Origin of the sequence: Phyllobacterium sp. SL163 (assembly GCF_049896885.1) — a bacterium.
In the GTDB taxonomy this organism is placed as follows: Bacteria; Pseudomonadota; Alphaproteobacteria; order Rhizobiales; family Rhizobiaceae; genus Phyllobacterium; species Phyllobacterium calauticae.
Window position 1 is genome coordinate 73,062 of the sequence record NZ_JAFCVE010000011.1, and the last position, 12,915, is coordinate 85,976.

At 58.7% G+C, this 12,915-nt stretch carries 12 protein-coding genes; 5 read left to right on the top strand and 7 right to left on the bottom strand.

Annotated elements, in window-relative coordinates; translation table 11 throughout:
* Window positions 1–125 precede the first annotated feature (125 nt).
* The 5 genes from ACP7B1_RS22230 to ACP7B1_RS22250 all read right to left on the bottom strand — a co-directional run bounded on the left by ACP7B1_RS22230 (window position 126) and on the right by ACP7B1_RS22250 (window position 4,879).
* Window positions 126–623 carry a GAF domain-containing protein gene (locus ACP7B1_RS22230; protein ID WP_346306289.1) on the bottom strand — a complete coding sequence of 166 codons (498 nt, stop codon included), beginning with the start codon at window positions 621–623 and terminating at the stop codon, window positions 126–128.
* Window positions 624–791: 168 nt separating this feature from the next.
* Entirely contained in the window at window positions 792–1,964 is a 1,173-nt protein-coding gene (locus ACP7B1_RS22235; RefSeq protein ID WP_346306288.1) for an ABC transporter permease, read from the bottom strand.
* A 194-nt stretch (window positions 1,965–2,158) separates the two neighbouring features.
* Window positions 2,159–3,178 (bottom strand): ABC transporter substrate-binding protein, encoded by a 1,020-nt coding sequence (locus ACP7B1_RS22240; RefSeq protein ID WP_426137259.1) that lies wholly within the window; start codon window positions 3,176–3,178, stop codon window positions 2,159–2,161.
* A gap of 43 nt (window positions 3,179–3,221) precedes the next feature.
* Complete coding sequence (locus tag ACP7B1_RS22245) at window positions 3,222–4,088, bottom strand: ABC transporter permease (protein WP_223614693.1); 867 nt, start codon at window positions 4,086–4,088, stop codon at window positions 3,222–3,224.
* Between the two features lie 14 nt (window positions 4,089–4,102).
* Entirely contained in the window at window positions 4,103–4,879 is a 777-nt protein-coding gene (locus tag ACP7B1_RS22250) for an ABC transporter ATP-binding protein (RefSeq protein WP_105733316.1), read from the bottom strand.
* A gap of 115 nt (window positions 4,880–4,994) precedes the next feature.
* Here ACP7B1_RS22250 and ACP7B1_RS22255 point away from each other — a divergent pair, with 115 nt between their 5' ends.
* From ACP7B1_RS22255 to ACP7B1_RS22270, 4 genes are read left to right on the top strand one after another with little or no spacing between them, the layout of a single operon-like run.
* Window positions 4,995–5,660, top strand: coding sequence for a response regulator transcription factor (locus tag ACP7B1_RS22255; RefSeq protein ID WP_403181881.1), 666 nt, complete (start codon window positions 4,995–4,997; stop codon window positions 5,658–5,660).
* Window positions 5,647–7,038, top strand: a complete 1,392-nt coding sequence (locus ACP7B1_RS22260; RefSeq protein WP_426137260.1) for a sensor histidine kinase — start codon at window positions 5,647–5,649, stop codon at window positions 7,036–7,038. Before ACP7B1_RS22255 ends, ACP7B1_RS22260 begins: the two co-directional genes overlap by 14 nt.
* Before the next feature lie 18 nt (window positions 7,039–7,056).
* Window positions 7,057–7,593 carry a DUF1003 domain-containing protein gene (locus ACP7B1_RS22265; protein WP_346305845.1) on the top strand — a complete coding sequence of 179 codons (537 nt, stop codon included), beginning with the start codon at window positions 7,057–7,059 and terminating at the stop codon, window positions 7,591–7,593.
* Window positions 7,594–7,611: 18 nt separating this feature from the next.
* Window positions 7,612–8,547, top strand: coding sequence for an alpha/beta hydrolase (locus tag ACP7B1_RS22270; RefSeq protein WP_346305844.1), 936 nt, complete (start codon window positions 7,612–7,614; stop codon window positions 8,545–8,547).
* A gap of 22 nt (window positions 8,548–8,569) precedes the next feature.
* Here ACP7B1_RS22270 and ACP7B1_RS22275 read toward each other — a convergent pair whose 3' ends face one another.
* Both ACP7B1_RS22275 and ACP7B1_RS22280 read right to left on the bottom strand, forming a co-directional pair.
* A complete protein-coding gene (locus tag ACP7B1_RS22275; RefSeq protein WP_346305843.1) occupies window positions 8,570–10,870 on the bottom strand; it encodes an FdhF/YdeP family oxidoreductase in 2,301 nt (766 codons plus the stop codon).
* 260 nt (window positions 10,871–11,130) lie between these two features.
* Window positions 11,131–11,649, bottom strand: a complete 519-nt coding sequence (locus ACP7B1_RS22280) for a DUF992 domain-containing protein (protein ID WP_105733844.1) — start codon at window positions 11,647–11,649, stop codon at window positions 11,131–11,133.
* A gap of 301 nt (window positions 11,650–11,950) precedes the next feature.
* On the opposite strand from ACP7B1_RS22280, the gene ACP7B1_RS22285 reads away from it, so the two are divergent.
* Window positions 11,951–12,859 (top strand): LysR family transcriptional regulator, encoded by a 909-nt coding sequence (locus ACP7B1_RS22285; RefSeq protein ID WP_346305842.1) that lies wholly within the window; start codon window positions 11,951–11,953, stop codon window positions 12,857–12,859.
* Window positions 12,860–12,915: the final 56 nt, after the last annotated feature.

Genomic DNA, 12,915 nt, shown 5'->3' on the forward strand with positions numbered 1-12,915 from the left:
TGGTTCTTGTCAACTGGGATTCAGAACCGACAGAATAATCCTGTGAGATTCCGTGTCGAAGCCGATCCGAAAATCAGAAAATATGGAATTTTAACAAGGTGTTGGGTAACGCGAAAATTTATCGCTCAATCGTCCCAATTGCATGCGGCAACATAGATTGCGGCGAGTTTTTCCATGCCGAACTGATCGATGCTGTCAAACCGGCCGGGTAACGGACTGTCCAGATCGAGAACACCCAGAATGCGTCCCTCATGGAAAAGCGGCACGACAAGCTCCGAACGGGATGCGGCATCACAGGCAATATGTCCGGGAAAGGCGTGGACATCCTCGACGAGAATCGAGGTTCCCTGCGCAACAGCCGTTCCGCAGACGCCATTGCCAACGGCGATACGCACGCAGGCCGGCTTGCCCTGAAAGGGGCCGACAACGAGTTCGTCTTCGGAATAAAGGAAATAGAAGCCGGCCCAATTGAGATCGGGCACCATCTGGAAGATCAGTGCCGAGGTGTTGGCGGCATTGGCGATGGCATCGTTTTCATCAGCGAGAAGGCCGCTCAACTGAGCGCAGAGTTCGCGATAAAACTCGGTCTTGTCAGTGTGATTCATCGTCTTTGCCGCAAACATCGGACGCGTATCCTTTTCGTGCCAATCGTCGTGGCTGCCATCAGCCGCCTCACCTCGGAGAACGGCTATCGCAACAGAAATACAGCGCGAATCTCGCCTGTGCAACCGCACGGCTGTGAAGGCCTGCGCTTCCATGGCGAGCCAGGCACAAAGATGAACGGGCGGGTATCAGAAATTGATCGACGCGTAGAAGATGGCAAACACACCGTCGAGAACGATGACGATGAAGATCGACTTGACCACCGATGCCGTCACGCGCAGACCCAGCGACTCCGCGCTTCCGCCAACCTTCATCCCTTCAACCGCGGCGATGGTACCAATGATCATCGCCATGAAGGGAGCCTTGATCAGGCCCGCCAGGAAATACTGGACCGTGATCGCATCGCGCAGATTGGCGATATAGATGCCGGGTGATACGTCCGAATAAAGCCATAGCGCGACGGCCCCGCCCGCAAGCCCGGCAAAATCCGCAATAATCGTCAGAAGCGGCAGCGAAATACTCAGTGCGACCAGACGGGGAAACACCAGAACGCTGATCGGATTGAGACCGATGACGTGCAGCGCATCGACTTCCTCGCGCATCTTCATCGACCCGAGTTCTGCCGTAATGGCGCTCCCTGAGCGCCCCGCGATCATGATCGCGGTCAACAGGACGCCGGTCTCGCGCAGCACCAGCACGCCGACGAGATTCACCGCATAGGTCTCGGCACCATAGGTGCTGAGCATATAGGCGCCCTGCTGCGCAACAATGGCACCCATAATGAATGAAATCAGCACCACCACCGGGATTGCCCCGACGCCCAGCCGATCAATCTGGTGAAAGAAGGCCGGATACCGGATCGGGCTTCCCTTGCCGCCACGCATCTGGGAACCGGTGACGACAGCACCCAGCACATGCATGGATTTGATGAAATCATCGCCGAAATTGACCACTGTCCGGCCAATTGTATCGAGAAACTGAATTCCAAGATTCGGCTTGTGCAGCGGCAGGTTTGTATCCGCCGGAGCAGATGCGGTTTTCCCGACAGCATCAAAAAGCGTTTCCCAGTGCTGCTTCAGCCCGCGTATCTCAACCTGTTTGCCGGCAGCTTCCAGGGCAACGCGCATGCGGTCGACCAGCCAGGCCCCGGCGGTATCCAACGCGTCGACGCCGGACAGATCGATGACAGCATTGGAAAAATCCTTCCTATGCTCGATCTTGCGCATTTGCGCATTCACACGGCCGACATAGCGGGTAATCCACGAGCCTGCCAGGACAACCATTGCCTGATCATTTTCGGTGTTGAAGCTGACGTTGAGCGGCTGGCCGGACATGCCGTGTTCGTGTGTCGCATCAACCATGGCCGAAATACTTTCGCTTTTTGCAATCGCTGCTTTATCCCCCGGCTGGTCGATTCTGGCAAGCAAAACTCAAAACAAACGCCCTGCGGGTCATCACGCGCCCTCGCTCACCAGCAGCAAAAGCCGACTGCTATCGATGATAACAACCGGCTCTTGCTCGTCATGTCAGAATACCCGGGAATGGCAGCCTTCCCTTAACTCCCGCTGCGCGCGTGAAGTTGCGGGATAAACAGGTCCGTCCAGCTTGCGGGCTTGACCTTGATCGTACCGGCCAGATGCATGAACTCGGCAAACTGCATGACACCATTCGGCGTCGTCGAGAACTGCGAATCCTTGTCATTGAGCATTTCAAGAACTTCCTCGACCGACACTTTCACCTTCGAACTCTTGGCGAAAATCTCGGCGGCAGCTTGCTTGTTGCCGGCAATGAAAGCGTTTGCTTCGTCCAGAGCCGCCAGGAAAGCTTCCGTGGTTTTCGGATTGGCGTCGACGAACTTCTTCGGCGCAAAAGTCACGTCCAGCGTGATATTGCCGATGACATCGACAGAATTGACAACCCGGTGCACCTTCGGGTCTTTCAACTCCAGATAGGAAAACGGTGGCGAGGTGAAGTGGGCAGTAATCTCGGTCTGGCCGCTTGTCACCGCTGCCAGGGCTTCCGGATGCGGCAGGCTGACCGTCAACGGGTCGAGCTTCGCATAGTTCTCGCGTCCGAATTCGTGCGCTGCCATCATCTGCAGGACGACCGCCGACAGCGACGTCTTGATCCCCGGCAGGGCAATTTTATCCTTGGGTGTCAGATCCTTCAGCGTCTTGATCTCGGGATTGTTCGAATTCAGCCACAGCGATGTGGCGCTGAGACCGCTGATGCCGACAACTTCGACATTTGGAATGCCCTTGGCCTTGGCCCAGAGGGTGACAAAGCCCGGCGCCCCGGTTCCGGCAAAGTCGAGTGAACCGGCCATCATCGCATCATTGATGACATTGCCGCCATCGAGCATCAGCCATGTCACCTTGACATCACCCAGACCGGCTTTGGCAGCCTGCTTTTCCAGCAGCTTCTGGTTTTCCATGACGATCAGCGGCAGATAGAGAATGCCGTATCCCTTGGAAATCCGCACTTCGCTGACTTCGGCGCGGGCGGCACCCGTTGCACCTGCCAATCCAAGGCCGATGCCGAGCACGGCGGCACAGAGCTGTTTCATCATTTTCATCTTAGTCCTCCCTTTATACATACCGGTTCCCGGCGGTTCAAACTCAGGCCTGCATTCCCCAGCGGCGAATGGTTTTCTTTTCAATCGTGGCAAAGATCAGGTTCTCGACGGCAAGGCCGATCAAAATAACCGTGAACAAGCCTGCAAAGACGTTGGCGGTTTCCAGCTGGTTGCGGTTTTCGAAGATGAACCAGCCAAGGCCGCCGGAGCCGGACGATACGCCAAATACCAGTTCAGCGGCGATCAGCGTGCGCCATGCGAAGGCCCAGCCGACTTTCAACCCCGTCAGAATGGACGGAAAGGCGGCGGGTATCAGGATATGACGGACCAGCTTGAGGCCGCGCAGGCCGTAATTCAGGCCGACCATCCGCATCGTGTTGGAAACCGACCGGAAACCGGCATGGGTATTCAGGGCGATGGCCCAGAGTACCGAGTGCACCAGCACGAAGATCACGCTTCCCTGCCCCAGGCCGAACCAGATCAGCGCCAATGGCAGCAATGCAATGGCCGGGAGCGGATTGAACATGGAGGTCAGTGTTTCCAGCAGGTCGGCACCAATGCGCGACCCGATGGCGAGCGTGGTCAGGAGCGAGGCCAGCACGATGCCGATGCCATAGCCGATGAGCAGCGTTTTGATGGATGCCAGCGCCCTGGCCGGAATGGTTCCGTCGGCAATGTTGGAGCTGAAAGCCGCGAAGGTCTGAGAGAAGCTTGGAAACAGCAATGGATTGCCCAGCCAACGCCCGTAAATCTCCCAGGCGGCAGCAAGAACGAACAGGATAAAGGCTTTTCGCACCGCACCGATGCGATAGATGCGTTCAAAGGCAGAGAGCGTCTTCTCGACCTGCAGGAAATCCTTCTTGCCGTCGCCGCGCACAATCTCCGGACGTGTGTAGAGAACTTCAGTCATCGAATCTTCCAATCTCAACTGGCGAACAACATGTCGTTGATGCGGGTTTCGAGCGCCGCCTGCGTACCGGTTCCAAGCTCGCTGGGCGGTATGCTGTTCAGCTCGGCCTTCACCTGGCCCGGATGGGGTGAAAGGAGCAGAATGCGCGTGCCGATGCGGATGGCCTCCTCGATGGAGTGGGTCACGAACAGGACGGTGAAATGCGTATCGTCCCAGAGTTGCAGCAATTCATCCTGCATCTTGCGGCGCGTCAGCGCGTCGAGCGCTGCAAAGGGCTCATCCATCAGAAGCACATCCGGCTCCATGGCCATGCCGCGCGCGATGGCCACACGCTGCTTCATGCCGCCGGACAGCATATGGGGGTAGCTGTCGATGAATTTGGTCAGGCCAACCTTGTCGATGTAACTGCGGGCGCGTTCGCGTGCCTCTGCCGGCTTTGCCCGCCCGCTGGCGGTGAGGGCGAAGACGACATTTTCACCGACCGTCTTCCACGGCAGAAGCTGGTCGAACTCCTGAAAGACCATCATCCGGTCAGGGCCGGGTTCGGTGACTTCCTTGCCCTTGAGCGTGATCTGCCCTTCGGTCGGCGTGAGATAGCCGCCGATGGCCTTGAGCAAGGTCGACTTGCCGCAGCCTGACGGTCCGAGAAGAACAAAGCGGTCGGATTGAAAAACCTGAAAATCGACGCGATGCGTGGCGGTCACCAGCGCATCTTCCGTCTTGTATTGCAGTGTGACGCCCTCGACGCTCAATAATGCGCCGCGAGCATCAAAGGACTGATGCAAAGTCATACTTCCTCCCAATGCGTCGTCTCTTTTGCGCAACGCCGTAACGTTGACAAAACTCCCACCTCGACTGTACTTGCGGTAACTGACACATACCTGACTCACGTTTCGGGGGCACGATTTGCGCATTCTTGTCGTGGAAGACATGCCCGATATCGCCAAGGCGATTGCCCAGCGCTTTGAAAAAATCGGCCATGCCGTTGATTGCGAAACCGATGGCCGGACCGCCAGCGAAGTGCTGCGGGTGCAGGATTATGATCTCATCATCCTCGACATGATGCTGCCCGGCGCCGATGGTTTCGAGATTCTCAAAGGGCTGCGCGGCCGCAAGGACAAGACGCCCGTTCTGGTCCTGACCGCACGATCGGCGGTCGATGACCGCGTCGACGTCCTTGATCTTGGTGCCGACGATTATCTGACCAAGCCGTTCGATTTTCGCGAGCTGGAAGCACGCGCCCGCGCACTGCTGCGCCGGAGCGCCGGCATGTCCGACAATGCCCTGCGCTTCGGGGACCTCGTCATCGACCGGGCCGGGCGCACGGCCAGCGTTGCCGATACCGCTCTTGACCTGACCCGGCGTGAATTGATTGTTCTCGAGATTCTGGCGGCACGGCCCAAGCGCTTCGTCTCCAAGGAGGAACTGGTGGAGCAGCTTTTCAACTTCGACCAGGAGCCGAGCGCCAATGCCGTCGAGCAATATGTGACGCGGCTGCGGCGCAAGCTGGCGGATACTTCAATCGAGATTCGCACCTCGCGCGGGCTGGGCTATCAACTTGCAAGCAAATGATATCCGCTACTCCCTGCACATCCGGATCATCGTCTTCATTGCGCTCATTCTCGGTGTCGGTGCGGTCGTCCTTGCTCTTGCCGCCTGGCAATATGCCGGCATTGCCGCGCGTGATGCCTATGACAAGCTTTTGATTGGCGGGACAATACAGGTTGCGGAAAACGTCTACATGCAGGGCGGGGTTGTAACCCTCGACCCGCCAGCGGCCGCGTTTGCGACCCTGTCGGCCTATGATCTGGTCTTTTACCGGGTGACCGATCCGCGCGGCGTCGTTGTCGCTGGCTATGGCGATCTCGCGCCGAAAATTTCATCGGAAAACATTCGCAAAGGCGTGGTCCTTGCCGACGACAACTATCAGGGGCAGTCGGTCCGCGTTGCGGCGATCGGCAAGCAGATTGACACCGGCTCCGGCACTGGCTGGGTGGAAATCGTCGTGGCGCAAACCCTGCGGGCGCGGGAATCCCTCGCCTGGGATCTTGCCGGCAAGGCGGTCGGCATGATCGCGATCATGAGCCTTCTTGCCCTGATCGCTGGCGCCATTTCCGTGCGCATTGCTTTGAAACCGCTGACGCGTATCGAACGGGAAATCGCAGCGCGCAAGCCCGACGATCTGCGCGCCATACGCGTTACGCCGCCCTATGAAATCCGGGCATTGGTCAGCGTCCTTGATGACTTCATGCGCCGACTTGCCGATCGCATAGCGCTGATGCAGCGTTTTATCGCCGATGCCGCCCATCAGATGCGCACGCCTTTGGCCGAACTCAATGCACAGGTGGAAATCCTGTCGAACGATGCCGACCCAAAACTGCAGGATCAGATTCAGAAACTCGGCGCAAAGGTGAACGCGCTCGGCAATCTCACTGGCCAGCTTCTCGACCACGCCATGGTCATTCATCGTGCCGGCACCGTTGGCTTCACAACGATCGATCTGAATGCATTGGCGAAAACCACGCTGGCTCAGGCCGTCCCGTTGTCACTGGAACGGGAAGTGACAATCGCCTTCTTACCCTGCCCGGCAGAGCTGCATATCCAGGGCGATATGATCAGCATCCGCGAGGCGCTGACCAATCTGATCCAGAATGCCCTGATCCATGGCGCATCAACGCGTCTTTCTGTGGAGCTCGGCCGCGATGAAAGCAAGGCATGGATCAACGTGATTGACGACGGCCCTGGCATTTCGAGCACAGAACAGGCACGGCTCCTTGAACCCTTCGAAGTCGGGTCCGGTCCCGCACCCGGTTCCGGCCTGGGGCTGGCGATTGCGGCGGAGGTTGCCAAGGCGCATGGCGGGGAACTCACCTTCCCCGCCGTCGAAAACGGTTTCTGCGTGCAACTGGCGTTGCCTGGACAGCGTTTGTTAGGCAGTGTCACCTCATGAGCCACAAGGAACGACGCGATGACACAAACGGACACTGAACACAGAGGCCTTTGGGAAACTGAACGGGCGTTGCTGCATCATTTGCGAACGGTCCGCCGCCGGGACAGGGGCCTCAAGCCGGAAAAACCCGGCGACGGGTTGACCAGCGGCCAGAGAATTGCCGATCAGGTGGCTGCGACGATGGGCTCATGGAGTTTCATCATCATCCAGACCACGATCCTGTTCTTCTGGATCGTATTGAACGTCACCGCCTATATCCAGCATTGGGACCCCTATCCGTTCATTCTCCTCAATCTTGCACTCTCCTTTCAGGCGGCCTATGCGGCGCCCTTCATCATGATGAGCCAGAACCGGCAGCAGGATATTGACCGGAAAGAAGCCGAGCATGATTACCGCATCAACATCAAAGCCGAGCTGGAAATCGAATTGCTGCACGAGAAGATGGAGCTGCTTCACCAGAAGATCGATCTTCTCAAGGACAAGGAAGTTCTGGCTTTGACGGAGTCGATCCAGAGGCTTTGCGACCAGGGCCAGGCACCAAAGGCTCAAAGGTAAATCGCAGGGAAGCAAATGATGGTGACCCGTCGAACGGTATTGGCTGCACTTGGTATCGCCGCATACCCGGCAAAACTCTTTGCCAGCACAGCCGACACGGTCATTCCGCTCTGGCCCGCAACGCCGCCCGGCGGCGGCGGTCCGGCAGGACCAATCACTATCAGCGCCAAAGGGGCGGTCAGCAATATCGCAGCCCCGTCGATGGAGGTTTTCCAGCCGGCAAAGCCGAATGGCGCAGCGGTTCTCGTAGCAGCGGGCGGCGGCTACAAACGCATCGAAATGAAGAAGGAGGCTCTTTCGGCAGCCCGCTGGCTGACCGACCGGGGTTTTACCGTCTTCACCCTGACCTACAGGCTGCCCGGAGAAGGATGGAATGCCGGTCCGCTGGCGCCGTTGCAGGATGCGCAACGTGCTTTGCGCTTGATCCGCCAGAACGCCAGCCGCTTCGAGATCGATCCGGAACGCCTTGGCGTGCTCGGGTTTTCTGCCGGCGGGCATCTGCTTGGAATGGCTTCCGTCCGCTCGGCTTTCCCTTCCTATGAGCGGATCGATGCGGCGGACGGCCTGTCTGCCCGGCCGTCGTTTTCTGCGCTGATCTATCCCATCATTACGCTGGAGCCGCCCTATGACCACACCTCGACACGGCGCATCCTGATTGGCACGCATCCAAGCCCGGAACGGAGTGCGGACTGGTCGGTTCAAACCCATGTTCGCAGCGGGTGCCCTCCCATGTTCCTTGTTCAGGCACAGGATGACCCCATTTCCGACCCGGCAAATACCCGCATCATGGCAGATGCCTGCAAGCGGGCGGGCGTACCCGTGGAACTGCACCAACTGGCCAGCGGTGGTCACGGTTTCGGCATGGGCGAGAAGGATACGCCGACCGGCGTGTGGCCGGACTATTTTTCTGCCTGGCTGACAGCTGTCGCCTCAGCGGCGTCAACGCGCCGCTGACGTATCGCCCTCTGCCCATCGATCACGCGGCGCGGGTGATCCGGATGGGAATCGATTTGAAAGACGGCGTTCCCGACTGCTGGTCATAGTGGGACAGGGCGACCAGCGTGTTCAGTTCGGGATAGTACCCGGCGGCTGAGCCGCGGGGAATATTATACGCCACGGCGGTCAACCGCTTGACCCGGCGCGGTCGGTCGTCAGGATCGGCGTGATCGCGCGCTGCTTCAACATCGAGCGTATCACCATCGGCCAAGCCGCGTTCGGCCAGGTCTTTGGCATTCAGAAAAATCACATCCCGCCGCCCGAACACGCCACGATACCGGTCATCCATGCCATAGATCGTCGTGTTGTACTGGTCATGGCTGCGGATCGTCGTCAGCGTCAGTACATTGGGTTCCAGAACACGCGGATCCTCGCTCAAGCCTTTCGCCACCAGGAAACAGGCTTTCTGGTTCGGTGTTTTCCATTCGCGATGCGAGGCGGGTACGCTCAGGCGAAACCCGCCCGGCTCCCGGATACGCGCATTAAAATCCTTGAAGTCAGGGAAAACAACTTCAATCTTGTCGCGGATCCGGCTGTAATCCGCGATCATGGCGTCCCATTCGATGCCGTAACGGTCACCCAAAGTCGCCTTTGCCATACCCGCGATGATAGCGGGTTCCGACCGCAGATCGCCGCTGGGCGGATTGAGAAAGCCGCGCGAGGCATGCACCATCGACATGGAATCTTCAACGGTCACGGATTGCCGGCCTGTGGCCTGAACATCGGCGTCGGTGCGCCCGAGAACGGGCAGGACGATGGTGGTCTTGGCCGTCAGCAGATGCGAACGGTTGAACTTGGTCGTCAGGTGCACGGCAAGATCAAGCTTGCGCATCCCTGCAAACGTTGCATCGGGATCAGACATGGCGACAGCCAGATTCCCGCCGAGACAGACGAGCGCCTTGGACCTGCCGTCGATGATTGCCTCTATCGCTTCGATGGCATTGTGCCCCTTGGCGGCGGACGGCCGGAAACCGAACGCCCGCTCCATGCCGTCGATGAGGGCGGCATTGGGAATTTCGGTAATGCCGACCGTGCGGTCGCCCTGCACATTGGAATGACCGCGCAAAGGGCATATGCCTGCGCCTTCCCGGCCGATATTGCCGCGCAGCATCAGGAAGTTGGCAATCTGCTGAACGTTTGCCGTGCCATTCCGGTGCTGGGTGATGCCCATGCCGTAGCACAGGATGACATTCTTGGATTTTGCATAGACATCGCCCGCACTTTCGATCGCATTGCGGGTAAGGCCCGACATGATCTCGATGTCCTCCCAGCGTGTCGCGTCGATGTCCTCTCTCAGAGCGTCGATGCCTGACGTATGGTCGGCAATAAAATCGCGGTCGAGGATTCCCTTTCCACCGCGCTCCAGATCGCGCCGGTCAAGCTCGAAAACCCTTTTCATCATGCCCTTGAGCACCGCGACGTCGCCGCCAATGCGAACCTGATGATAAGCCGACGCAATATCCGTCGAACCGAGCGTGGCCATTTCGACCGGGCTTTGCGGCGAGGCAAAGCGCTCGAGCGCCCGCTCCTTCAGCGGGTTGAAAACAATGATGGGCGCGCCGCGCCGCGCCACATCGCGCAAGGTCGCCATCATGCGCGGATGGTTGGTGCCGGGATTGTGGCCGAAGCTGAAGATGGCGTCGGCATGATCGAAGTCTTCCAGGGTTACGGTTCCCTTGCCGACGCCGATCGAGTGCGGCAGACCCACGCTTGTCGCCTCGTGGCACATGTTCGAGCAGTCGGGAAAATTATTGGTCCCATAGGCCCTCACGAACAGCTGGAACAGGAACGCGGCCTCGTTCGAGGCTCTGCCGGAGGTATAAAACTCGGCCATGTTGGGATCAGGCAGAGCGTTCAATTCCGCTCCGATAAGCGCGAAAGCCCTGTCCCACTCAATGGGCACATAGGTGTCAGCCGCCGCATCGTAAATCAGCGGGTCGGTCAAGCGCCCCTCATCTTCCAGATCATGATCCGACCAGTTCCACAATTCTGAAACCGTATGCGATGCAAAGAAGGTGGGCCCGATACGCTTGGCGGTCGATTCCCAAGTGACGGCCTTTGCACCGTTTTCGCAGAATTCGAAAGAAGAGGTGTGTTTCGGGTCCGGCCAGGCACAACCGGGACAATCAAACCCATCCGGCTGGTTGGCTTTCAGCAGGGTCGCCGCTCCCTGGGCAACAATCTTCTGCCGGGCAAGACTCTCCGCCACCGCCTTCAATGCACCCCAACCGCCTGCCGGTGCATTGTAGCGTTCAATACCCTCCGGTCTCTTCCTGGGCATGTCGTACTCCTTGAAACCTGGTCAACGATGGACAGATCGACCGCGTGTCATTGTAACAGATAAGTGCGATGCCGCATGCTGTTCTTCCGATGATACGACGCTTTCCCGCGCGAAACCGGAAAGCGCCGGAATTTCATGACGAGCACCACCGAACAGCTTTCAACGGTTCCCCAAACGGAAATGGGCACCGCCGAAACCTGTTCAGCGGTGCCCACTCCAATGCAACCCTCGCACCGCGGCGCGAGGAAAAGCAGCCGGTCTTAGTTGGCCGACGCAAGCGTCATCGACGTGCCGGTGGCAGCAATGTTCAGACCGATCTGGCCCGTGACGCTGATTGCCTGCAGGTGAACGGAGCCTGCAGTACCGCCGAACAGCACATTGGTGCCGATACCGGCGCCGAGTGTGGCTTCCGCTGTTGCACCGCGATAAACGCCGCTCAGCGAACCCTGGTGATAACCAGCGGTCGGTGCAAACACAGCCCAGACGAGGCGGCTGCGTGTTGTAAACCCGAGATCGACACCCAGCTTCTTGATCGCGCCGGTATAGTGATCCGAACGCTCACGGCCGACTGTGGAACGGAAGACACAATCGACTTCCTTGGCCGAACCAAGCACGTAGCCGACGCCGCCATCGATATCGCAGGTGAGATAGCCGATCCTCACGCCGTTGCGCGCGTCTGGCTCCTGGTAGGTCGCCGGCATATCGGCTGCAACAGCGACCGTTGCACCAGCAATTGCCAACGACGTGGTCGCAAGTGCCATAGCAAGTGTCTTCTTCATCATACTCTCCTTCTCAAATTGTAACCGGTGCACCGCAATCGATCCTCCAGCCCACAAATTCAGCAACAGGTTACAGAAGGTATCGCAGGGCGATCTCATTCGATATACCTGAAGCAACACATGTGAAGGCGTGCCGGAATGCGCAAGTGACAGACCATTCACAATTCACCTCCCAATGGGACATTTTGAAGGCACATGACGGATTGTTTACGCAAAATTAACAGTTTAGCTTCGACGAGGCTCGGCCTATTCCATCGAATCGAGACACAATCGCCCTGTCCATGAGATCTGTGAGAACCCAATGAATGTCCGGCAGCTCGAAGTCCTGCGCACCCTGCTCGTTACCGGCTCCACAATTGCAACGGCGCGGGCCATGGGCCTGAGCCAGTCGGGCGTCAGCCGCCTGCTGCAGCAGCTTGAGGCCAACCTTTCAATGCAGCTGTTTGCACGGGACAAGGGCAGGCTGATCCCGACACCGGAGGCGGAAAAGCTCGCCTATGACGCCGAACTTGTCCTTGCCGGAATAGACCGCTTCACCAACCTTGCGCAGGACCTGCGCAGCGGGGCCGTCGGGCCGGAATCGGTGCGCATCGCCCTCCCAAACAGCCTTGCCGACCAGTTTACCCCGGATCTTCTCGCGGATTTCGACAGGGATTTTCCGCGGGTGCGCATAGAAACGTTCTTCGACACGTCGGGCGCCATCACCCGCCTGATCGAACAGCGCATCGTGGATTTCGGTTTCCTGCGCTATGAAGGACAGCAGAGCACCAGCGTCGAGCTTGAGGTGGTCGTGAGCGGCCGAAAGGTGTGCGTCATTCCCGCCGATCATCCCCTCGCCGCCCTGGACATCGTCACACCCAGGGATTTACGCAATATTCCGTTGATTCTGACCGGCCGCAACAGGCCCACCCGCATGAAACTCGATGAGATTTTTCGCCAGGCCGGCGTGTCGCAGACCGTCAAGATTGAAACGCACAGCAACAATTCTGCCTTTTCCTATGCCGCGCATGGGCTTGGGATAGCCATCATCAGCAGCTTCTTCGCGCACCTGACCAAGGATACAAGGATCGTCATACGGCCCTTCGATCCGCCGCTCACGCAGAGTTTCGGCCTTGCCAAGGCGGCTGGCGTTCCGCTGTCCATCGCTGCCGAAGCGCTCAGCAGGCGGATGAAGCAAAGGCTTCTCAACGTCGAGGGCCCGCAAAGCTGAACAGATGGCTTTCCGCCGGACATGGGCGCGCGCATACCTGTCACGCAAGTACCCGC

Coding starts and splice junctions, on each gene's coding strand:
- ACP7B1_RS22245 (WP_223614693.1), bottom strand. CDS start 4,088: ATGACTGAAGTTCTCTACACACGTCCGGAGATTGTGCGCGGCGACGGC.
- ACP7B1_RS22265 (WP_346305845.1), top strand. CDS start 7,057: ATGACACAAACGGACACTGAACACAGAGGCCTTTGGGAAACTGAACGG.
- ACP7B1_RS22240 (WP_426137259.1), bottom strand. CDS start 3,178: ATGAAAATGATGAAACAGCTCTGTGCCGCCGTGCTCGGCATCGGCCTT.
- ACP7B1_RS22280 (WP_105733844.1), bottom strand. CDS start 11,649: ATGAAGAAGACACTTGCTATGGCACTTGCGACCACGTCGTTGGCAATT.
- ACP7B1_RS22230 (WP_346306289.1), bottom strand. CDS start 623: ATGTTTGCGGCAAAGACGATGAATCACACTGACAAGACCGAGTTTTAT.
- ACP7B1_RS22285 (WP_346305842.1), top strand. CDS start 11,951: ATGAATGTCCGGCAGCTCGAAGTCCTGCGCACCCTGCTCGTTACCGGC.
- ACP7B1_RS22235 (WP_346306288.1), bottom strand. CDS start 1,964: ATGGTTGATGCGACACACGAACACGGCATGTCCGGCCAGCCGCTCAAC.
- ACP7B1_RS22270 (WP_346305844.1), top strand. CDS start 7,612: ATGGTGACCCGTCGAACGGTATTGGCTGCACTTGGTATCGCCGCATAC.
- ACP7B1_RS22275 (WP_346305843.1), bottom strand. CDS start 10,870: ATGCCCAGGAAGAGACCGGAGGGTATTGAACGCTACAATGCACCGGCA.
- ACP7B1_RS22250 (WP_105733316.1), bottom strand. CDS start 4,879: ATGACTTTGCATCAGTCCTTTGATGCTCGCGGCGCATTATTGAGCGTC.